The following is a 20,921-nucleotide window of genomic DNA, read 5'->3' as shown; positions in this document are numbered from 1 at the left end:
CCGGTCAGCCGGGCAAGGGGTAGGTCACCGTGCGCGGGGACCCGTCCGGCCTGCCGTCGGTGTAGGTGAGGGTGATCCGGGTGAAGTGCGGTTGGCCCGTGCCCTGCTCCCCGCCCGTCGGCATGTCGAGCCGTACGGTCACCGGGTAGGAGTGGAAGGCGCCCGCGGCGCAGTACGGGTCGCAGTCGTTGACGGCGTTCGTGCCGCGGCCCACGGCGGCCTGCGGGTCCCAGCGGAACCAGCGCAGCGAGACCAGGCGGCTGTTGCCGTCGCCGCAGGCGAGCACGTACGCCGCGGGCCCGATCTGCGGCTGCCCGGAGCAGTCGATCAGTACCGGATCCTGGGTCTGCTGGGTCCGCGCCGCGGGTTGTGCCGACGGTGCGGCGGAGGCCGTGCCGAGGGGGACTGCCAGCGCGGCGGCGGCACAGAGTGTGACCGCTGCCCTCATCGGGTTCCTGCCCATGTCTGCTCCCGCCGTCTCGGGGTCGCTTGTCTCCGCTTTCCCCTTTCTCCGTTCCGACCGTACGACCGAGTCGGGGAACGCACCACTCGTACGGAGCAGCCCCGGGAGCCCCGGGGGGCCGGCCTGCGTACCGCGCCGGGCACCCGGTTCGTGCGACAAGACGCCGATTGCATCCACCGTGTGGTCCTCGCGGCGGTCCGCAACCGCCGTCGCCGCCCCGGTGTCTCCAGCCGTCAAGAACGGCGACCCGACCAGGGGACCCGTCCAGGCGACCCCTCAAGTGGAGGACCGCGGTATGCACCCGACGACTGCTCCGACCGCCACCGTCCCGACGCCCTCGCGCTCCCGCGACACGACGGGCGACTTCCTGCTCCAGCCGCCCAACCCCGCCGAGCGCGTGGCCTGTCGGGTCGACCCCGTCGACCTGCGCCGTCTCGACCTGCTCGCCCTGCTGACCACCGCCGGTATCGCGCCCTCCGCCGGGGACCGGGCCGCCATCGATCAGCTCAGTGTGCTCCCCGGCAGTGTGCACACGGCGCTCCACCGTTGGCTGGAGCAGGCCTACGGGTTCTGCCGCTGAGGGCGGTGGGGTCAGAAGTCCACCGGATCCCGCACCAGCGGGCACGTCATGCAGTGCCCGCCGCCCCGTCCCCGGCCCAGTTCCGCGCCCACGATGGTGACGACCTCCACCCGGGCCTCGCGCAGCAGCGCGTTGGTCAGGGTGTTGCGGTCGTAGGTGAGCACCACCCCCGGTTCCACGGCGACGGCGTTGTTGGCGCCGTCCCACTGCTGGCGCTCGGAGGCGTAGGCGTCGCCGCCCGTCTCCACCACCCGCAGTTTCCCCAGTCCGAGGGCCTTGGCGACGACGTCGACGAAGGGCGTCGTCCCCTCGTCGACGACGTCGAATCCGGGGCCCCGGTCGCCGGGGCGCAGCGAGAAGGTGCGCACCGCGTCCATGATGCGGGGGTAGAGGGTCACCACCTCGCGGTCGGCGAAGGTGAAGACGGTGTCCAGATGCATGGCGGAGCGCAGCTTCGGCATCCCGGCGACGACGACGTGCTCGGCGGCCCCGTTGCGGAACAGCGCGGCAGCGACCTGGGTGATGGCCTGCCGGGAAGTGCGCTCGCTCATGCCCATGAGGACGACCCCGTTGCCCACGGGCATGACGTCGCCGCCCTCGAGGGTGGCCTGGCCCCAGTCCTGCTCGGGGTCGCCCCACCACACCGTCGAGCCCTTGAAGTCGGGGTGGAAGGTGTAGATCGCCTTCATCAGCAGCGTCTCGTCGTGCCGCGCGGACCAGTACAGCGGGTTGAGGGTGAGGCCGCCGTACAGCCAGCAGGTGGTGTCGCGCGGGTAAAGGGTGTTGGGCAGCGGCGGCATCAGGTACTCGCGGGCGCCGGTGGCCTCCCGGGCCAGTGCGAGGTGCGGGGAGCGGAAGTCCTCCGGCAGGTCGTCGGTGGCGAGCCCGCCGACCAGGTACTCGGCCAGTTCCCTCGGCGAGAGGGTCTCCAGGTAGGCGCGGGTCGCGTCGATGAGGCCGACGCCGACCTGATTGGCGACGATCTTCCGGTCGAGGAGCCACGCCTTCGCCTCGGGCATCGCCATGATCTGCGCCAGCAGGTCGTGCAGCTCCACCACCTCCACCCCGCGCCGCCGCAGTTCACCGACGAACGCGGCGTGGTCGCGCTGGGCGTTCTCCACCCACATGACGTCGTCGAAGAGCAACTCGCCGGAGTTGGTGGGAGTCAGCCTCCGATGCGCCAGTCCGGGAGAACACACCAGGACCTTGCGCAGCCTGCCGACCTCGGAATGGACACCGAGCGCGGGCTGCACGGCGCTCTCATTGCTGGACACACGGCCTCCTTGTGGGCGCGGCGCACGAAGTGCGGCATGTCGTCGTCCTTGGCCGCGACGAAGCGGGGCTCGGCCGTCATCGGCGTCCGGACCGCACCGGTGCCCAGCATGAACGGCCCCGCGTCGCAAGCAGCGGCCTGCGGCATGCCGTCCCTCCGGACGGCCGGTCGATCGTGACCACTGTGCATCAGGTGGTCGCTTCGGGCATCTCGGTCGGCCGTGCGGGCCGGGCACCGGCCCCCGGCCGGGAGCCGGTTCACCGAGAGGTGCGCAGATCCACGCCGCGCCGGGCCAGGTTGAGGACGCCCACGACGACGAGTGCCACCCCGAGCAACTGCGGCAGGACCCACCAGTGGCCGCGCAGATCCTCCTGGTACAGGACCACGCCGAGCAGGAGACTCAGCGTCGCGTCGCCCAGGGTGAGCGCAGGCTGGGAGGCGACGAGCGGACCGCCCTGCATGGCATGCTCCAGCAGGAGTACGGCGCACACCCCTGCCAGGGCGAAGCCGTAGGTCTGCCAGGCGGTGAAGAAGCCGACGACGCCGTCGGAGTCCAGCATGCGCATGGAATCCTTCATCAGCGCGGCCGTCAGCGCGTAGCACACCGCCGTGGCCGCGCCGAGGCACCCGGCGCGGGCCTTGCCGACGGGCCGCTTGAGACCCACCGCCGCCAGCAGTACGGCCGCCCCGGCGCAGGCCGCCAGCGCCGGCACCCAGCGGTCCAGGGGCACGTCGGCCTTCCCGCCGTCCGGCGACGCCGAGGCCAGCGCGACACCGAGCCCCACGACCACCCCGCCCACGGCGAGCCACACGGCCTCCGGCATCCGGCTGCCGGTCAGCAGCGAGGCCAGCAGCAGGGCCAGCGGAAGTTCCAGTACGAACAAGGGCTGTACGAGTGACAGCGGCCCCGTCGCCAGGGCCACCGCCTGCCCGACACCGGCGACCACCACGGCCAGCATGCCGCCGAGCCACACGGGCCGCCGCAGCAGATCCAGGACGAGCCCGGGGCGGAAGCCCTGGGACTGCGGCACGCTCAGCGCGGCGCGTCGCTGGAGCACGGTGGCCAGCGCGTTGCTGAACGCGGCGAGGAGTGCGAAGAGCACCGGCAGTACAACACCCATCCACCGATACTCACCCCGTTCCGGCCCGGTCGCGCGGCGTCGCACCGGGGTGAGGGGGTGAGGGGGCGACGGGGTCGCTCAGCTGCCGCTCTGCGCGGACGGGGCCTCGGCCGCGGCGTCCTGCCGCTGCGCGGGCGCGGGTGCTCCGGTGGCGCTGTAGTAGACCGAGGTGCCCTGCTTGGTGCGCTGGGCCTGGTTCTTGGCGACGAGTCCCTCGAGCGTGGTGCGCACGACCGTGGTCTTGATGGTGCGTCCGGCGTGGGCCTCACCCAGCGCCGTGGTGACCTCGGCGGCGGAGCGCGGTTCCCGCTGTCCGGCGAGGTGCTCGCGCACCAGTTCCACGAGTGTGGGCCGGCCGGGTGCCTTCTTGGCCGCGGACTTCCCGGCGGACTTGGACCCCTGCTTGGCGGCCGACTTGGCGACCGGCTTGGTGGCCGTCTTCACGGGTGCCTCGGCGGCCGTCTCGGCCGCGGTCGTGGACGTCGAACCGGTGGCCTTCTTGGCGGCCGGCTTCGAAGCCGGCTTGGCACCCGGCTTCGGGGCGGCGGCCCGCTTGGGCGCGGTGGTGGTCTTCTTGCTCCGCGTCCGCCTGCCCTTGGCCGACTGCGCGGCGGTGCCGCCCCGCGGCGCCGGCACGGTTGCCTTCTCGGCCGCGGGCTCCGGCGCGGTGGGCGACTGGGGCGGTGAGGTGATGCCGAGTGCCTGCTGCATGTTCACCAGCAGGGCGTGGTCGTGCTGCAGCGCGGCCAGTTGCTGCTGGAGGGCCGTGATCTCCGCGCTGACACGTTCCTGCTCCTTGACGTTGCGCTCCAGGTCGTCGTTGACCTGGGTGCTGTACTGCGAGGCCAGTTCCGTGGCGGACTGCGTGGTGCTCTCGGACATGGTGGTGACTCTCCTTGGTTCACGGCCGTGAAGGCTGACGTGCAGCCCCGGTTGTTGCCCTGTGCGCTGCCGAGTCGGTATACCACGTATGGCCGCTGCCGTGGTATGTGCCGCCGCAACCCCGCCCATGTGTTCGGACCGCGGAGAGCGGCAGTCACCCGCCCCCGGGCACCTCCACGATCTTCCCGTGCTCGTCGACGGTGTGTGTCCGCCAGTAGGTGTCCCACTTGTCACCCACGTGTTCCGGGACCTTGCCCTCGGGGTAGCGGGTGTAACCCTCGGGCGGTTCCTCGCCATGGGGCACACATGCCGCGCCGGTGCCACCGATGGTCAGGACCGGGTACTCGCCGCCGCCGCAGGTGGCCTCCTCCATGGAACAGCCGGTCAGGACGGCCGCGGCGGCGGCACAGGCCAGGACGAGACCGCGGACGGAACGGGTGGCGCGGCCGACGGGCGCAGCCGACGACCGGTGAACTCGGTTGGTGATAAGCACGGTTGACTCCCTGTGGGTGGCTCGTGCGGCAAGCGTCCCCCGGTGGAGGCGAGCACCTCATGAGTACGGGTACTCAAACGGACGAGCCGTATGACCGGGCCCGGCCGCCCAGGCGGTCCACCCTGCGCGTGCTCGCCCGTGCCTCCCGCTCGGCCTCGGCCACCGTGTGTGCGGCCGTACGGCCGCGCTCCTCGGCCTCGCGCCGCTTCCGTTCGGCCCGGTCGCGGTCCTCGTGCGCGGCCCGCAGCCGTTCCTCGGCGGCGGCCACCGTCTCCCGGACGTGGGCGAGTTCGGCGTCGGCCGCGCGCAGCGACTCCTCGGCGTCCGCCTGCTTTGCGCGTGCGTCGCGCAGGTGCCGCGCGGCACGATCGGCCTCCCGTTCGGCACGCGCGAGTTCCTCCTGCCGTCTGCGGCGCCGCTCGGCGAGTTCGTCCTTCGCCCGAGTGCGGGACGCGGTGCGGGTGGACTCCGGGCGCGGTGCGGTCTCGGGTTCGGGTGCGGCCCGGGAGGGTTGTGGGGCAGCGCTGCCCGAGGGGAAGGCCGACGGCGGGGTCAGGGAGACCTCCAGGCGCCCTCGGGCCCACGCGTCGGCCGCGTCCGGGTCCGCGAGGACGGCACGCAGGGTCGACTCGACCTCCCGCTGCGCCGCCTGGGAGAGCCGGTGTCCCGCCTCGCCGGCCAACTGAGCGGCCTGCCGGGAGAGGGCGGCCACGACGCGCCGGCGCTGCGCGGAGAGTTCCTTGAGCCCGGCGGGGTCCAGGGTGCGGTGTGCCTGGCGCAGCGCCTGCCCCAGTTCCAGGAACCGCCGGGTCTCCTCCGGCCGGGAGTGCGCCAGCAGGTTCGCCGCCCAGGCCGCGAGCGTGGGCCGGCGCGCGGCGTGGATGCGGCGGGCGTCCTCCTTGCGGCCGGTCGTCCTGGCCGCCGCGGCGCGTTCCTCACGGCGGGCCACGAAGGCGGGCGGAGGCGTCGTGAAGAGCTCGTCCAGGACCTCCTCGACCGTCTCGGCGTCCTGCCCGCCCGCTTTCCCGCGACGCCCGCCGTTGCGCTGCATGGTCCTCCGCCTCCGCTTCGACCGCCTCGACCGCCTCGACCGCTACGACCGTCCGGACGCCGGCGCCGTGACGTCGGCGAGGAGACGGTGCCGGCGCCACCACACGCCGCCGGCGTACATGACCGCGGTGCGCTCCTCCGCCACCTGGGCCGGCGCTTCGTCCACGGCGGCGGCGAACAGGCCGGGGTCGCGGCGGCTGCCGGGGGCGGTCCTGACGCCGGCCACCGAGGCCACACCGGCGGCACGCAGCAGTCCGGCCGGCTCCGCGCGTCCCGCGGTGCCGATCCCGAACATGACCGGATCAAACCGGGACCTGTCGGTGCCGGTCCCCTCGTCGCCTGCGTCCACGTCTCCTGTCTACGGCGCCCGCGGCCGCGCCGCGACCCGGACGGGGCCCGCCCCCGGGCACGGTCCGGCACGGTGCCCGTCAGCCGAAGGCGCGCCGGTAGGCGTGCGGACTGACTCCGGTGGTGCGTTTGAAGCGGTCCCGGAAGGCCGTCGGGGAGCCGAAGCCGACCTGGGCGGCGATGCGTTCCACGGAGTGCTGCGTCGTCTCCAGCAGGTGCTGTGCCTGCCGGACCCGGGCCCGGTGCAGCCACTGCAGCGGGGTGCTGCCGGTCTGCTCCCGGAAGCGGCGGATCAGCGTCCGCGTGCTCATGCCCGCGTGGGAGGCGATGTCGGCCAGGGTGAGGTCGCGGGCCAGGTTCTCCCGCAGCCAGGCCAACAGGGGTTCGAGGGCGGAGCCGCGGGGCACGGGCGTGTAGTCGTGGACGATGAACTGGGCCTGCCCGCCTTCCCGTTCCAGGGGCATCACCGACAGCCGGGCGGCGTGCGCGGCGACCGCCGAGCCGTAGTCGCGCCGGATCATGTGCAGGCACAGGTCGAGGCCCGCGGCGGCGCCGGCCGAGGTGAGGATCTGGCCGTTGTCGACGTACAGGACGTGAGGGTCGACGTCGACGTCCGGATGCGTGTCGGCCAGGGTCTGGGCGGCGGTCCAGTGGGTGGTGGCCCGCAGCCCGTCGAGCAGCCCGGTGGCGGCCAGCGGGAAGGTGCCGGAGCAGATGGACGCGATCCGTGTTCCCCTCCCGGCGGCCGTGCGCAGCGCGTCGCGGACGGCGGGGGAGGGCGGGGCGGTCGCGGCGGCCGTACCGGGGACGATGATCGTGTCCGCGTCCCGCAGCCCGTCCAGTCCCCAGGGCGCCCGCAGCGTGAAGGCTCCGGCGTCGGTCTCGGGGTGCTCGGCGCACACGCGGATCCGGTAGCCGGGGCTGCCGTCGGGGAGCCGGGTGCGGGTGAAGACCTCGAGCGGGGTGGACAGGTCGAACGGGATCACCCGGTCCAGGGCGAGAACGGCGACGGTGTGCATGGCGGGAAAGTACCTCTTCGCGGGGCGGTGGCCGGCAGCCGTGGCGTTTTCCCGTCGGAAGTTGTCACTCCTGCCACGGGACGGTGTCTGCCGCGATAAGCGGTTTGCCTAATGCTTTTAGGTTTGTGCATAATCGACGAAGGAATGAGCGGCAATTCGCAAGACGCACCACCGCCGGAGGCGACATGAACACCACGGACGACTGGATCACCACGCCGATCACCCCTGACCTTCTGCGGGGCGCCCTGGATCTGGAGCGGACCGAGCGCGGTCTGCTGCCCCACCGACTGCCCGCCCGCGCCCGCGCGCAGAACAACGACGGACAGCTGGCCATGGCCGAGAGCCAGCCCTCCGGAGTGCGCCTGGCCCTGCGTACCCGCGCCACCGCCCTCGAACTGGACACGCTGCCCACCAAGCGCGTGTACGCCGGAGCCCCGCCGCGCCCGGACGGCGTGTACGACCTGCTCGTGGACGGCCGCCCGGCGGGCCGGGGCAGCGTCGCGGGCGGGAACACCCTCACCATCGACATGACCGCCGGCACGGCGGATCTCGAGCCCGGTCCGGCCGGCACCCTCCGCTTCACGGACCTGCCCGGGGGCAGCAAGGACATCGAGATCTGGCTGCCGCACAACGAGACCACCGAACTCGTCGCGCTGCGCACCAACGCCCCCGTGGCGCCCTCCCCGGACCCTGGCCGCCGGATCTGGCTGCACCACGGAAGCTCGATCAGCCACGGCTCCGACGCGGCGAGCCCCACGACCACCTGGCCCGCCCTCGCCGCCTCCCTCGGCGGCGTCGAACTGGTCAACCTGGGCCTGGGCGGCGGCGCCCTGCTCGACCCGTTCACCGCACGGGCCATGCGCGACACCCCCGCCGACCTGATCAGCGTCAAGATCGGCATCAACGTGGTCAACGCCGACCTCATGCGGCTGCGCGCCTTCGGCCCCGCCGTCCACGGCTTCCTCGACACCGTCCGGGAGGGCCATCCCACCGCCCCGCTGCTGGTCGTCTCACCCATCCTGTGCCCCGTGCACGAGGACACCCCCGGCCCCCTGGCTCCCGACTTCACCGACGGCCGCGTGCGGTTCGTCGCCACGGGTGACCCCGCGGAACGCGCGAGCGGGAAGCTGACCCTGAACGTCATCCGGGACGAGCTGTCCCGGATCGTCGGGGAGAGGGCCGCCGAGGACCAGAACCTCCACCACCTCGACGGCCGCGAACTCTACGGAGAGGCCGACGCGGCGGACCTGCCCCTGCCCGACGGCGTCCACCCGGACGCCGCCACGCACCGTCTGATCGGCGAACGGTTCGCCGAACGGGCCTTCACCGGACGGGGCGCCTTCGCGGACTGAACCCATGGCGGGGCCGAGGAGTACCACCGTGAACCGCCCGCGCCCCGGGCGACATCGACCTCTCCCGCCGGCCGGCGGGGTGGTGGCCTCCGTGCGCCACGCCGTCTCGGCGCCCGGTGAGCAGATGAGGGCCGGCGACGGCCGTCGGGCTGACTCAGCGCCGCGCCAGGTACAGGGCCACGGCCTTGTGCAGCACCTTGTTGAGCGGGAAGTCCCACTCGCCGAGATACTCCACGGCCTGTCCGCCCGCGCCGACCTTGAACCGGAGCAGTCCGAGCAGGTGGTTGTCCTCTTCCAGGGTGTCGGTGATGCCCCGGAAGTCGTAGACGGCGGCGCCCAGTTCACGGGCGTCGCACATCATCCGCCACTGGAGGGCGTTGTTGGGCTGCACCTCGCGCCGACGGCCGGTCGACGCGCCGTACGAGTACCAGACGTGTTCACCCACCGTCAGCATCGTGGCCGCGGCGAGCACCTCGCCGTCGTGATGGGCGAGGTACAGGCGCATGCGGTCCGGGTCCTCGGCCGTCAGCGCGGTCCACATGCGCTCGAAGTAGGCGAGGGGGCGCGGCACGAACCGGTCCCGCTCCGCCGTCTCGACGTACAGCTCGTAGAAGGTGGCCAGGTCCTCCCGGTCGCCCCGGACGACCTTCACGCCGGCCTTCTCGGCCTTCTTGACGTTGCGCCGCCACTGCTGGTTGAAGCCGTTCTGCAGGTCCTCCAGAGTCCGTCCCGCGAGCGGCACCTGGCACACGTACCGCGGCTGGCCCGCGGCGAAGCCGTCCTCGCCGCCCGCCTCCGTGCGCCGCCAGCCCATCCGGAGCAGCCGCTGCGCGACCTCGTCCGCGCCGGGCTCGCACACCGTCGCCTCCACATCACCCAGCCGCCGGGCCCCCGGGTCGGCGATGGCCGCCTTGACGGCGTCGGCGCTCCAGCGCCGTGCCACCACCGGCGGCCCCATCCGCACCGTGAACGCACCGCGCTCCCTCAGGTGCGCGAGCATCGGCTCCAGCCACCGCTCCAGGCCGTCCGCCGTCCAGTCGACGACCGGGCCCTCGGGCAGATAGGCCAGGTACCGCTTCAGCCTCGGCAGCGGGCGCAGCAGCACCAGCCCCGCCCCCACCAGTTCACCGCCCTCGTCGAACCACCCCAGGCTCTCCGCCCGCCAGTCCGGCTTCACGTCGCCCCAGGCGGGGACCTGCAGGTGACTCACGGAAGGCCGGGCCGTGACGAAGCGCAGGTGCTCCTCGCGGGTGATCGGCTTCAGACGAAAGCTCATGGGGCGTCCCTCGGTTCGGCGGTGGTGCGGCTCGCTGCGGCGTCGTTCGACGGTCCGACGGGGGAGACGGCGGAGGCGCTGGTCGCGGTTGCCGTCCCGCACCTCACAGGGAACAACGGCCGCGGCCGATCCGCGCGCTGTCACCCGGCCGCCCACCCGTGTGCTGCGTCCGGCGCGCGGGGAAGCGGGCCGGATGGCAACGTGGCAGGACCGCGCGGTGCAGCGCGGCAGGACCGCGCGGTGCGGGCGGTACGGGCTGGACCGGGCGGTACGGGCGGCACACAGAAAGCGGACGGCGATGGCACGGGCGATCTGGACGGGCGTGATCACCTTCGGGCTGGTCTCGGTGCCCGTCGGCCTGTTCACGGCGACCGAGGACCACACCGTCCACTTCCACCAGCTCCAGCGCGGCACCTCGGACCGGATCCGCAACCGCCGGGTCAACGAGCGCACCGGCAAGGAGGTCGACGCCGCCGACATCGTCAAGGGCTACGAGGCGGGCGAGGGCGAGTACGTCGTCGTGGAACCCGAGGAGCTCGACGAGATCGCGCCGGGACGCTCCCGCACCCTCGAGATCACCGACTTCGTGGACCTCGACCGGATCGAGCCGGTCTACTTCGGCCGCACCTACTACCTGGCCCCGCGCGGCAAGGAGTACCTCAAGGTCTACGAACTGCTGCGCACCGCCCTCGCCGAGGCCGGCAAGGTCGGTGTCGCCACCTTCGTCATGCGCAACCGGCAGTACCTGACCGCCCTGCGCGCAGAGGACCGGGTACTGCTGCTCCAGACGCTGCACTGGGCCGACGAGGTGCGCGACCCGGTCGCCGAGCTGCCGGAACTGCCGTCGGAGCGGGTGGGCCGCGGCAAGGAGCTGGACATGGCACTGCGTCTCGTCGACGCCCTCAGCGGCGACTGGGAGCCCGCCCGCTACCGCGACACCTACCAGGAGAAAGTCCGCGAGCTGGTCCGGGCCAAGGCCGAGGGCGAGGAGATCGCCGTCGCGCAGGAGGCGCCCGAGGCCACCAACGTCGTCGACCTGATGGAGGTCCTGCGCGGCAGCCTGGAGCAGGCGAAGGGCACCGGCGGCAAGCGGACGGCGTCCGGATCCGGGAGCCCCGGCGGCAAGCGGGCCGCGTCCGAGTCCCGGAAGGCGGACGCCGAACGGCCCGCCAAGCCCCGGAAGAAGGCCACCGCTCCCTCCCGGGGCGAGCTGCGGGAGCTGAGCAAGGCCGAGCTCTACCAGCGGGCCACCGAACAGGACATCGCGGGCCGGTCGAAGATGAGCCGCCAGGAACTCGTCGACGCGCTCGGCGGCAGCGCCGGCCGCGGCCGCCGGAAGAAGAAGACGACCGCGGCCTGAGCCGCCGGACCGCGGAGCAGCCGGCCGGCGCCTCAGGTGGTGCTGAGCATGCCCTCGCGCAGCCGGGCCAGCAGTCGCGAGATCAGCCGGGACACGTGCATCTGGGAGACGCCGAGGCGCTCGCCGATGTCCTTCTGGGTGAGCTCCTCGACGAACCGCCAGTGGATGATCTGCCGGTCGCGTTCGTCCAGCTCGGCGATCATCGGAGCCAGAGCGTGGAAGTCGTCGACCAGGGCCAGCGCGGCGTCGTCGGCGCCGATGAAGTCCGCGAGCGCGGACTCGCCGTCCTCGCTGCCGTTGATGGTGGCGTCCAGGGACGCGGAGTTGTAGCCGTTGGCCGCCAGCCGGGCCTCGACGACCTCGTCCTCCGGCAGGCTCATCAGCTCGGAGAGCTCCTGCGTGGTGGGGTTGCGGCCGAGGCGGCTGCGGAGCTCCTCGGTGGCGCGGGCGAGCTGGACGCGGGCCTCCTGGAGACGGCGGGGCACGTGCACGGCCCACGAGGTGTCCCGGAAGAACCGCTTGATCTCACCCACGATGTAGGGCACCGCGAAGGAGGTGAACTCGACCTCGCGGGTGAGTTCGAACCGGTCGATGGCCTTGATCAGGCCGATCATGCCGACCTGGACGATGTCCTCCATCTCCTCCGGTCCGCGGCTGCGGAACCGGCCGGCCGCGAAGCGGACCAGGGACATGTTCATCTCGATCAGCGTGTTGCGGGCGTACTGGTACTCGGGCGTGCCCTCCTCCAGCACCGTCAGCTGTTCGAAGAACAGCTTCGACAACTCCCGCGCGTCCTTGGGCGCCACCTTGGACGGGTCCGCGATCTCCGGCATCTCCGCCGTGGCGTGCTCGGTGGTCTGCGCGGTCGTCGTCGTCATGATGTGCCCTCCCGGTTGATCGGTCGTCGTTGTCACCCTGTCGGCCGACGCACGGTCGCCTACCCCGAGTCAGACGGTGCATGCATGGAAAACACCGGAAGGGCCTTCGGGGGCTCGGGGACGGTGCCTCCGACGCCGGGCGGCGGGCGCCTCACAGGCCGAGACAGAAGCGGACCGCGGTGCCCCCGTCGGTGGTGTGCACCCGCACCAGGTCGGCGACGTAGTGGACGAGCAGGAGGCCGCGGCCGCCGATCTGGCCGGGCTCCGGGGGCCGGCGGCCGGCGAGCGGATCCGTCAGCCGCCCGCCGTCGCGGACCTCGCACACCACCTGTCCCGCCTCCGCCCAGACCGCCAGTGTTCCACCGCCTCCGCCGTGTATCACGCTGTTGGTGGTCAGCTCGGCCACCGCCAGCTCCGCGTCCTGCAGCCGCCGCCCGGCCAGCCCGAGCGAGGCCGCCCGGTCGACCGCGAAGCGGCGCGCCTCGGGCAACTCCCCGGCCCCGAAGGCGAGGACGCCGGCGTCGGGCGGGCAGGCGAGCGGCTCGTTGTAGCGGGCGACGACGGCACGCCAGTCGTAGGCCTCGCTGGCCCGCGCACTCCCCCCGGCGATGACGGTCGGGTGGGTGGCCAGGGCGTCGGCCAGGACGTTCGCGGCCAGCCGGGTCTCGTCGTACGGGCACAGGATCGTCGCGGGGCGGCCCGCGAAGGCGGCGTTGATCAATGCCTCGTGCTGGGCGCACGCCGGGTACTCCGCGGCGCTGCGCCCGGCCCAGATCGGCTCGCCGACGATCCGCGCCCGGACCCGCGGGTGCGCGTCGGCGAACGCGCGCAGCACGCCCGGGATGATCCGTCCCGGATTGCGCCCGGCCTCGGTCATGTCCAGGAAGGTGACGTCCCGCCCGTCCGCGCCGAGTCCCTCCCGCACCAGCTCCAGGTTGGGGCCGGGCACGGCCACCGCCACCGGCTCGCCCGCGGCCAGCCCCTCCCGTACGAACGCCACCGTCCGGTCCGTGTACTCGGCCTCCGAGCGGTAGAACAGCGCCGGATGGGTGAATGTCTCCTCGGTGGTCGGCGTGCTCATCGCGGCGCCACCTCGATCCGGTGCAGGGACGGCCAGAAGAGGTCCAGTACTCGCGGAAGCTGCGGGGGCGGGCGCTCCACCACGACCCGGCCGACGGGCAGGTGCATGGCCGTGACGGCCAGCGCCGCCACCCCGGCCACGTCGACGAACCGCACGCCGGACAGTTCCACGTAGGACACGTCGGTGTGCTGCCGGGACAGCTCGGTCAGGGCCTTCTCCCAGGACAGCCGGGTGCTCACGTTGATCTCACCGCTGGCACGGATGCCGGGACGGCCGGACAGCGGGCCCACGTCGAGCACCGCCCCGGTCCGCACACGGGCCGGGCCGCCCGGAGCGCCTGCACCGTCCACACTCGGTCCCCCTTTCGGAGCCGCGCCCGGCACCCGTCCGCCGGCCGGGCGCTCCTTCCGGCCAGGCAGCCTATCCCGGATCCGTCTCCGTACGCCGGTGAGGGGACAGACGGGCGACAGCGGGGCGAAGCGGGGAACACGACAGTGAGCGCGTCCTCGGAAGGGAAGAATGGGCATGTTTGAAGCCGAAAACATTCGTGACTGGCGCGGCGTCGACGTCGTGGACTACGACGGCCGCAAGATCGGGACCCTGGAGTCCATCTACTTCGACACCCTCACCGACCGGCCCGCGTTCGCCACGGTCACGATCGGCCTGCCGACCCGCCGGCGGCTCGTCTTCGTCCCGGTGGACAAGGCCACCGTCGGACCGCAGTACCTGAAGGTGACCTACGACAAGTCACTGGTCAAGGACGCCCCGGGGATCGACCCGGACGGTGAGCTCGCGGCCGAGGACGAGGGTGCGGTCTTCGCCCACTACCACCTGCCCTACGAGCAGGGCAGCCGCGGCGAACGGCGCCTTGGCCGGCGCTGAGGCGCCCCGGGGGTGTGGCCCCGCCGCACGGCGGGGCCACACCCCCGCAGGTCCGGACGACCCGGTTACGAGACGTCCGCGCCCCGTGCCGCCGCCTCCGTCTCGGAGGTGGCACTGCCCGTGGCGAGGGTGCCGCCCGCGCTCTCGAGGTGGGCCCGCACGAACCACTGGAACTGCTCCAGGTCCCTGAGCTGCCCGATCAGCAGGTCCTCCGTGGCGGTGTCGATCTTGCCGGCCTCCTCGACCGCGGCACGCATGCCCTCGACCACGCCGGTGTACACGACGTCCAGCGCGCCGAGGTGGGCGATGGCGTCCGCCCGCCCGATGGAGTAGTCGTCCCACTTCCGCTCGGCCACCAGCGCCCCGGGGGTGCCCTGGGCCACCCCGCCGAGCGCGGCGATGCGCTCCGCGACGTCGTCCGCCATGTCGCGCACCTGGTCGACCTGGGGGTCGATCATCTCGTGGACCGCGATGAAGTGCGGACCCACCACGTTCCAGTGCACGTGCTTCAGCGTCAGGTGAAGGTCGTTGAGGGCGTGCAGGCGCAGCCGCAGCACACCGATCAGCCGCCCGGCGGCCTCGCGCTCGATGCCGGGGACCGTGTACTTCGGGGTCAGGTCGTGCGTCATGGCGGACCTCAGCTCCTCATGCGTTGCGTACGTCGTTGCTCGTGCACGAATGCCCCGTATCGGCATCGGCAGACATGCCGGTGCGGCGCCGCGATCAGGACGGCGGAGCCGGCAGCGGCATCGCACCGAGGGCGCGCGCCGCGTGCACGAGGTTGGACGCCATGGCCCGGCCGGTGGACACCGACCAGTCGTGGCCGCGCTCGTCGTCGAGGAAGTCCGGACCGGGACCGGGGCCGAGGTGCCAGTAGGTCCAGGCCTGGCCGGGGATGGTGTAGCCGATGTCCGCGAGCCCGCCGCTGATCTCGCTGATGACGTGGTGGGCGCCGTCCTCGTTCCCGGTGACCAGGACGCCCGCGACCCGGTTGTAGGCGACCGGGCGGCCCTCGTCGTCGGTCTCGCTCAGCATGGCGTCCATGCGCTCCAGCACCCGCTGGGCCACGGACGACGGGCGGCCGAGCCAGGTCGGCGACGCGACGACCAGGATCTGCGAGGCCAGCAGCTTCTCGTGCACGCCCGGCCAGTCGTCCCCGTCGCCCATGTCGGTCTCGACCCCCGGCTTCAGATTCAGGTCGACGGCCCGTACGACGTCCACCTCCGCTCCGTGACCTTTGAGCGCCGCGATCACGGTGGCGGCGAGCGCCTCCGTGTTGGACGGCAGGGGCGAGGGCTTGAGGGTGCAGTTGATGACGAGTGCGCGCATAAAATCCCCTGTTCCCCGGCCGGGTCGGCGCTATCGTCGGCCGTATGGCTGACGAGTGCTTCCGGCATCCGCGGCTCGCCGCGCTCTACGACGTGCTCGACACCGACCGCGGCGACCTCGGCCCGTACCTGGGCATGACCGACGAGCTCGGCGCGCGGAGCGTGCTGGACATCGGCTGCGGGACCGGTGTGTTCGCCCTGCTGCTGGCCGAGCGCGGCAGGGACGTCGTCGGCGTCGACCCCGCCGGGGCCAGCCTCGACGTGGCCCGGGGCAAACCGGGCGCCGAGCGGGTGCGCTGGATCGAGGGCGACGCCGCCTCGCTGCCCGCGCTGCGCGTCGACCTGGCGACCATGACGGCGAACGTCGCCCAGGCGATCACCGGCCGCTCCGACTGGCAGGCGACGCTGCGCGGCGCGTACGAGGCCCTGCGGCCCGGCGGACACCTGGTGTTCGAGACGCGGGACCCGGCCCGGCGCGCCTGGGAGGAGTGGACCCCCGAACACACCCGCCGGGTGGTGGACGTCCCCGGCACGGGCCCCGTCGAGAGCTGGTGCCGACTCCTGGACGTGAGCGGAGCGCTGGTCACCTTCCGGTGGACCTACGTCTTCACGGCGGACGGCCAGGTGCTCACCTCCGACTCGACGCTGCGCTTCCGGGAGCGGGACGAGGTGGCGGCCGACCTGACCGGACAGGGGTACGTGGTGCGGGAGGTGCGCGGGGCCCCGGACCGTGAGGGCCGGGAGTTCGTCTTCGTCGCACGGCGCCCGGAGGAGGACGGGCGCTGACGCCGCCCCCGCCGCGGCTACCGCCGGAATCCGGCAGCCAACGCCGCCTCGTCACTGCCAGGCCGCCCTCCTGACACGGCACCCTCCGGACGGTCACCCTCGCCGCATGGCCCGTTTCCAGCACACCGTGACCCTCGCCCCCGTCCCGCGCCGGTGGTTCGAGTCGTGCGTCGCCACGCTGCACGACCTGGCCGAGGGCACGGACGCCGAGGGAGCGCGCCTGCGGCTGCCCGACGGCCGCCCGCTGCCCGGTCTGGTGCTGGCGCGGGGACGGCATCTGCGGCCGGGCGCGCGGTACCGGCCCGTGAACGAGGAGGACGGGCAGCCGTACGCGGACCAGTGCGTCACCGTGCGCGCCTGGGACCGTCGCCGGGAGACCGCACTGGAGGTCGTCACCGTCGACGGCGGCCCCGACCACCCCGCCCGGCTGGACTGCGCCCTCACGCTCACGAGCGCCGAACGGCCGCGCGAGGCGTCGCTGTCGGCGACGCTGGCGCCGAGCGGCGGCAAGCGGGAGCAGTACCTGGGCGGCACCGGACGTGCACATCTCGACCTCGGCAGATGGTGGCAGGCGGCCGGCCACGGTCGCCACCCGTCCCGCGCGCCCCTGAGCGGAACCCTGACGCACGCACTCGCCCGCGTCAGCGTCACGGTGGTGCCGCGCCCCGCCCCGGACGGACGCTGGCTGGTGACCGTGAAGATACGGGCCAGGGGCCGCTCGGTCGCCCGCCCCCTCCTGCCCCTCGCTGCCGCGCTGCTGGGACGCCGCGCCCGGCGTGCCTGCGCCGAGTCCCTGGACCGGGCCGCGGGGGCGTGGAACGCACGGGTTCCCGCACTCGTCCGCAAGGACGGCGAACGCCTGCGCGCCGAACTGATCGACGCACTGCTCGGCGCGTCAAGGGCGCACACGGAAACGGAGTGAGCCCTGTACGCGCCCCCTCCGCGATGCGGACAATCCCAGTGACCGTGATCACCCGGCGGAAGACGCGGTGTCGTCCGGCCGCCGACTCCCGGGAAGCAGGTCGATCGCCATGCTGCTGCGTCAGCCCACATCCGTGTCCGAAGCGCAGGAGTGCATGGCGCGGGGGGCGGTGCCCATCGGCGGGGCCACGCTCGTGTGGGCCACCTGGCAGCGCGACGGCTTCCCGGAACTGGCCATGTCGCTGCGCGCCCTGCCGGAGGCGAACACCGTCGAGCCCGAGTCGCTGGGCGCGGCCGTGGTGCTGCACCGCATAGACGACCGGGTACCGGAGGTGCTGCGCCGGGCGGCGGGCTCGGTGGGCACCGGAGCGGTACGCCGGACGGCCACCGTCGGCGGCAACCTCGTGGGCAGCAGCCTGCGCTGCCTGCTGCCCGCGGCCCTCGTACTGGAGGCCCGGGCCACGGTGCTGGGACCGGACCGCCCCTACGAGACCGATCTGGCCGAGGTGATGGCGAAGCGTCACCTGATGCTCGGTCTGCGCTGGCGCACCCCCCTGGCCAGCGGCTACCGCAAGCAGCCCGCCGAAGCCGGGGGACCGCCGCCGCTGGTGGTCGCCACCGCGGTGCACACCGACGGCGACGGCAGGCAGCGGCTGCGCGTCGCCGTCCGCGACGGCTACGACGTGCTCAGCGAGAGCGCCACCTGCGACGCCGGCGCCGACGAGGCCCTGGGCATCCTGGAACGGACGGACATCGGCGCCCTGCCCGCGGGGGCCCGGGACGTGGTCCGGGAGCAGGTCGCCGACATCCTGGGCGCCCTCGCCGGCCGCTGAGACGACGGCCGGCGAGGGCGCGGGTGCGCGTCAGCCGTTGGCCAGGGCCTTCACACGGTCCAGCGCCCCGTTGAACTTGTCGTGGTCGCCGACGGTCGGCCCCGACGAGGTGTACTGCCACATGGTGTGGAAGTCCCAGCCGGCCGGGAGCTCCCCGACGGTCGAGGCGTACCGGGCGATCCACAGCGGGTTGCTCGCGCCGAAACCGCTGTAGTTCCCGGTGCACTGCGTCCACCAGTTGGTGGAGGTGTAGATGGCGGCGTGGCGGCCGGTGCGCTCCTTGTACCGGTCCAGGAAGGCCCGGATCCAGCTCACCATCTGACTGTGCGTCCGCCCGTAGCAGGTGGCCCCGTACGGGTTGTACTCGATGTCCAGGACGCCCGGCAGCGTCTTGCCGTCCTTGGACCAGGCCCCGCCGTGGTCGACGAAGTAGTCCGCCTGGGCGGCGCCGCCGGCGGTGTCGGGGGTCGCGAAGTGGTACGCGCCGCGGACCATGCCGACGTCGTACGAACCGCCGTACTGCTGGGCGAAGTACGGGTTCCGGTAGGAGGTCCCCTCGGTGGCCTTCACATAGGCCCACTTCACACCGCTGTTCCAGAGGGTCGACCATGCGACGTTCCCCTGGTGGCTGGAGACGTCCACCCCCTCGGTCTGGGCGACGCGGGTGCCGACGGGCCGGCCCTGGACCCCTTCGTGGGCGAGGACACCCGCGCCCATGTGGGCGGTACCACGGGCGGGCGTCCGCGTGTCGTCGGCCGAGGCCGGGACGGCGGACAGCGTCAGGAGGAGTGACTGGGCGGCGAGGATGACGCCTGAGGTGAGCAGGCGTGAGTGGCGTTTCGCCACGGCTATGGGTCTGCGCATGGCATCCATCCGAACCGGAGTCGGGCGCCACCGCATCCCGCGTTCGTCCAGACGGTGCTGCCGGACGGTCCGGCCCGGAGAACCTGCGCCACGACAAGAACGCCAGTACCACATCGCTGCGTTCGATTGACGAGATGCCGGGAAAGTTCCCTCCTCGGTGGGGTCTGCGGTCGGTCCGGCATGGAAGGCCGACGCGCTGACTAGCATGAGCCACAGGCCCACCGGAGTGATCACCACGCAGCCGGTGGCACGGCTCCGGCCCGCGGCCGCCCCAGGTCGACCGGCCTTCTCCCCGCTCTCAAGGACCCGAGGGACCGCGGAATGTCAGTGTCTGCACCCCCCACCCCGCCCCGGACGCAGAAAGCCGGCCGCTCCGCCCCGGCCGTCCCGCTGCTCGTGCTCCCGGCCGCCGCCGCGGCCGCGGGCGCCGCCTGGGCGGCCGCTCCCGACACCGCACGGAGCTGGACCGCGACCCTCGCCGTCACCTCCTGGCTGTGCGTCGCTCTCTCCGTCGTTCTCGGCTCCCACCTGGTCGGACGGGCGCGCCGGACGGCGGAGGCCCGGCGGGCGGAGATCGGCGCCCTCAAGGGCCGGCTCGCGCAGGAGAACGCCGGCCTCGTCCACCTCGTCAACGTGGCGCTGCCGGGCATCGCGCAGCAGGTCCGCGACGGCACCGGTGCGGAGGAGGCCGTCGCCAACACCGCCCCCGCCTCCGGCCCCCACCTGCGCCAGGTCGTACAGAGCTTCGCCGCCCTGGTGGAGGACGCGGTACGGCAGGCCGCGGACGCCGAGTCCCGACGGCAGCAGGCGGTGCACGAGGCAAGCAGGAGCGCCGCCGAGCTGGAACAGCTGACCCGAAGCACGCTGCCCGCCGCTGTGGAGAAGCTGCGGGACGGCACCTCGGCGGAGATCGTCCTGTCCGAGCTGGAGTGGCCGCGGGGAGCGGGGCCGCGTGCCTGCGCCGAGCTGTTCGTCCGGGAACTGGCCCACAGCGAGCGCCGCACCGCCGCCGCGCAGGCCGCCTCCGCCAAGTCCCTCAGCCGTGTCCAGGCCAAGGCCGTCAGCATGCTCGCCGACCTGAGGGAGATGCAGGATCGTCACGGCGAGGAGGTCCTCGGCGATCTGCTGCGCCTGGACCACAGCACCTCGCAGCTCGGCCTCATCACCGACCGGCTGGCCCTCCTGATGGGCGGGCGCTCCAGCCGGGCGTGGAACAGGCCCATCGTGATGGAGAGCATCCTGCGCGGCGCCGTCGGCCGGATCGCCGCCTACCGGCGGGTCCGGATGCACTGCTCCACCGACGCCGCGATCTCCGGCTACGCGGCCGAGGGCGTCATGCACCTGCTGGCCGAACTCATGGACAACGCGGCCAACTTCTCGCCGCCCATCGACGAGGTCCACGTCTACGTGGAGGAACGTACCGCCGGAATCGTCGTCACCATCGAGGACAGCGGTCTGAAGATGGCCGACGCCGCCATGCGCCACGCCGAAGAGGCGGTGTCGGGGCGGATGAACGACCTGGCCTCCCTGCAGGGCACCCGCCTCGGCCTCGCCGTGGTGGGACGGCTGGCCGCCAAGTACGGCGTCGGAGTGAGCTACCGGCCCTCGTCGCGCGGGGGTACGGGCGTCGTCGTCCTGGTGCCGCCCCAGCTGCTCGCCCAGCAACGGGACCCGGGGCCCGCACTGACCGGCCGTACGTTCGGCGGTGGCGGAGGACACGCCGTCCCCGGGCCGGCCCCCGCCGCGGAAGCCCCGGCACGCGCGCGGCGTGTCCCCGACGTCCGGCCGGTGGAGCGGGTCGTCCTGCCCGAACAGTCGGAGCGTCCCGGCCCCGCGACCGCCACGCCCGGCGGCCTGCCCGTGCGCTCCCCGGGCCGCACCATGGCCGAGGCCGAGGCCGAGCGCGAACGGCGGGACCACCACCGGCGACCCGCCGACCCGGCGGCGTCCGCCCACCGCGACGCCGGGGCCAGCTTCGGCGCCTTCCACCGCGGACGGCGGTCCGCGGGGGCCGTCGGGGCACCGGAGTCCGAACCGCCCGCCCCGGACTAGGAACCGGGCCGACACCCGTACCGGCATGCCGCCTCGCACCGGACGGCGCTGGTCGGCTGTCCCTCGCCCCGCCTTTCGC

General features: G+C 73.2%; 23 protein-coding genes. 8 read left to right on the top strand and 15 right to left on the bottom strand.

From position 1 onward, the window contains the following. Window positions 1-4 precede the first annotated feature (4 nt). Complete coding sequence (locus NI25_RS01610; protein ID WP_061440685.1) at window positions 5-463, bottom strand: hypothetical protein; 459 nt, start codon at window positions 461-463, stop codon at window positions 5-7. A 295-nt stretch (window positions 464-758) separates the two neighbouring features. Between NI25_RS01610 and NI25_RS01605 the strand changes: the two genes are divergently transcribed. Beyond that, complete coding sequence (locus NI25_RS01605) at window positions 759-1,043, top strand: hypothetical protein (RefSeq protein ID WP_061440684.1); 285 nt, start codon at window positions 759-761, stop codon at window positions 1,041-1,043. 11 nt (window positions 1,044-1,054) lie between these two features. Here NI25_RS01605 and NI25_RS01600 read toward each other — a convergent pair whose 3' ends face one another. The 7 genes from NI25_RS01600 to NI25_RS01570 form a co-directional block, all read right to left on the bottom strand. Beyond that, window positions 1,055-2,317, bottom strand: coding sequence for an arginine deiminase (locus NI25_RS01600; RefSeq protein WP_061440683.1), 1,263 nt, complete (start codon window positions 2,315-2,317; stop codon window positions 1,055-1,057). A 256-nt stretch (window positions 2,318-2,573) separates the two neighbouring features. Continuing rightward, the gene (locus NI25_RS01595; protein ID WP_061440682.1) at window positions 2,574-3,437 is read right to left on the bottom strand and encodes a DMT family transporter; all 864 of its coding nucleotides are present in this window, start codon (window positions 3,435-3,437) and stop codon (window positions 2,574-2,576) included. A gap of 78 nt (window positions 3,438-3,515) precedes the next feature. Further along, a complete protein-coding gene (locus NI25_RS01590) occupies window positions 3,516-4,319 on the bottom strand; it encodes a hypothetical protein (protein WP_061440681.1) in 804 nt (267 codons plus the stop codon). Window positions 4,320-4,473: 154 nt separating this feature from the next. Continuing rightward, a complete protein-coding gene (locus NI25_RS01585) occupies window positions 4,474-4,812 on the bottom strand; it encodes an SCO0607 family lipoprotein (protein WP_199560795.1) in 339 nt (112 codons plus the stop codon). 73 nt (window positions 4,813-4,885) lie between these two features. Then, on the bottom strand, window positions 4,886-5,863 hold the full coding sequence (locus tag NI25_RS01580) for a hypothetical protein (RefSeq protein ID WP_061440680.1): 978 nt from the start codon (window positions 5,861-5,863) through the stop codon (window positions 4,886-4,888). 42 nt (window positions 5,864-5,905) lie between these two features. Next, entirely contained in the window at window positions 5,906-6,211 is a 306-nt protein-coding gene (locus NI25_RS01575; RefSeq protein WP_061440679.1) for a hypothetical protein, read from the bottom strand. Window positions 6,212-6,290: 79 nt separating this feature from the next. Then, entirely contained in the window at window positions 6,291-7,229 is a 939-nt protein-coding gene (locus NI25_RS01570) for a GlxA family transcriptional regulator (protein WP_061440678.1), read from the bottom strand. A gap of 185 nt (window positions 7,230-7,414) precedes the next feature. Here NI25_RS01570 and NI25_RS01565 point away from each other — a divergent pair, with 185 nt between their 5' ends. Then, window positions 7,415-8,581 carry a GDSL-type esterase/lipase family protein gene (locus tag NI25_RS01565; protein ID WP_061440677.1) on the top strand — a complete coding sequence of 389 codons (1,167 nt, stop codon included), beginning with the start codon at window positions 7,415-7,417 and terminating at the stop codon, window positions 8,579-8,581. A 154-nt stretch (window positions 8,582-8,735) separates the two neighbouring features. Here NI25_RS01565 and NI25_RS01560 read toward each other — a convergent pair whose 3' ends face one another. After that, complete coding sequence (locus NI25_RS01560; protein WP_061446698.1) at window positions 8,736-9,857, bottom strand: lipid II:glycine glycyltransferase FemX; 1,122 nt, start codon at window positions 9,855-9,857, stop codon at window positions 8,736-8,738. A 298-nt stretch (window positions 9,858-10,155) separates the two neighbouring features. On the opposite strand from NI25_RS01560, the gene NI25_RS01555 reads away from it, so the two are divergent. Next, window positions 10,156-11,217 (top strand): Ku protein, encoded by a 1,062-nt coding sequence (locus NI25_RS01555; protein ID WP_061440676.1) that lies wholly within the window; start codon window positions 10,156-10,158, stop codon window positions 11,215-11,217. Window positions 11,218-11,249: 32 nt separating this feature from the next. Here the strand turns inward: NI25_RS01555 and NI25_RS01550 are convergent, their stop codons facing one another. The 3 genes from NI25_RS01550 to NI25_RS01540 form a co-directional block, all read right to left on the bottom strand. Then, entirely contained in the window at window positions 11,250-12,095 is an 846-nt protein-coding gene (locus NI25_RS01550) for an RNA polymerase sigma factor SigF (RefSeq protein ID WP_061440675.1), read from the bottom strand. A 151-nt stretch (window positions 12,096-12,246) separates the two neighbouring features. After that, window positions 12,247-13,176, bottom strand: coding sequence for an anti-sigma factor RsbA family regulatory protein (locus NI25_RS01545; RefSeq protein ID WP_061440674.1), 930 nt, complete (start codon window positions 13,174-13,176; stop codon window positions 12,247-12,249). Continuing rightward, entirely contained in the window at window positions 13,173-13,526 is a 354-nt protein-coding gene (locus tag NI25_RS01540) for an STAS domain-containing protein (RefSeq protein WP_061440673.1), read from the bottom strand. The genes NI25_RS01545 and NI25_RS01540 overlap by 4 nt, the downstream gene beginning before the upstream one ends. Window positions 13,527-13,701: 175 nt before the next feature. Here NI25_RS01540 and NI25_RS01535 point away from each other — a divergent pair, with 175 nt between their 5' ends. Further along, window positions 13,702-14,058: a PRC-barrel domain-containing protein gene (locus NI25_RS01535; RefSeq protein ID WP_061446697.1), complete on the top strand. Its 357-nt coding sequence runs from the start codon at window positions 13,702-13,704 to the stop codon at window positions 14,056-14,058. Between the two features lie 65 nt (window positions 14,059-14,123). On the opposite strand, the gene NI25_RS01530 is transcribed toward NI25_RS01535, so the two are convergent. Further along, window positions 14,124-14,687, bottom strand: coding sequence for a Dps family protein (locus NI25_RS01530; RefSeq protein WP_061440672.1), 564 nt, complete (start codon window positions 14,685-14,687; stop codon window positions 14,124-14,126). Window positions 14,688-14,781: 94 nt separating this feature from the next. Next, on the bottom strand, window positions 14,782-15,387 hold the full coding sequence (locus NI25_RS01525) for a flavodoxin family protein (protein ID WP_061440671.1): 606 nt from the start codon (window positions 15,385-15,387) through the stop codon (window positions 14,782-14,784). A 44-nt stretch (window positions 15,388-15,431) separates the two neighbouring features. Here NI25_RS01525 and NI25_RS01520 point away from each other — a divergent pair, with 44 nt between their 5' ends. From NI25_RS01520 to NI25_RS01510, 3 genes are all read left to right on the top strand, one after another. Then, window positions 15,432-16,172: a class I SAM-dependent methyltransferase gene (locus NI25_RS01520; protein ID WP_061440670.1), complete on the top strand. Its 741-nt coding sequence runs from the start codon at window positions 15,432-15,434 to the stop codon at window positions 16,170-16,172. A gap of 106 nt (window positions 16,173-16,278) precedes the next feature. Continuing rightward, window positions 16,279-17,094, top strand: a complete 816-nt coding sequence (locus NI25_RS01515) for a hypothetical protein (RefSeq protein ID WP_228954664.1) — start codon at window positions 16,279-16,281, stop codon at window positions 17,092-17,094. 109 nt (window positions 17,095-17,203) lie between these two features. Then, window positions 17,204-17,926, top strand: a complete 723-nt coding sequence (locus NI25_RS01510; protein ID WP_061440669.1) for an FAD binding domain-containing protein — start codon at window positions 17,204-17,206, stop codon at window positions 17,924-17,926. A 30-nt stretch (window positions 17,927-17,956) separates the two neighbouring features. Here NI25_RS01510 and NI25_RS01505 read toward each other — a convergent pair whose 3' ends face one another. Beyond that, window positions 17,957-18,790, bottom strand: a complete 834-nt coding sequence (locus NI25_RS01505) for a lysozyme (RefSeq protein ID WP_061446695.1) — start codon at window positions 18,788-18,790, stop codon at window positions 17,957-17,959. A gap of 321 nt (window positions 18,791-19,111) precedes the next feature. On the opposite strand from NI25_RS01505, the gene NI25_RS01500 reads away from it, so the two are divergent. Continuing rightward, window positions 19,112-20,842, top strand: coding sequence for an ATP-binding protein (locus NI25_RS01500; RefSeq protein WP_061440668.1), 1,731 nt, complete (start codon window positions 19,112-19,114; stop codon window positions 20,840-20,842). Window positions 20,843-20,921: the final 79 nt, after the last annotated feature.

Source organism: Streptomyces sp. CCM_MD2014 (genome assembly GCF_000772045.1).
GTDB lineage: Bacteria > Actinomycetota > Actinomycetes > Streptomycetales > Streptomycetaceae > Streptomyces > Streptomyces salinarius.
The sequence above is the reverse complement of the archived record's forward strand: the minus strand, read 5'-3'. Positions and strand labels throughout refer to the sequence as shown.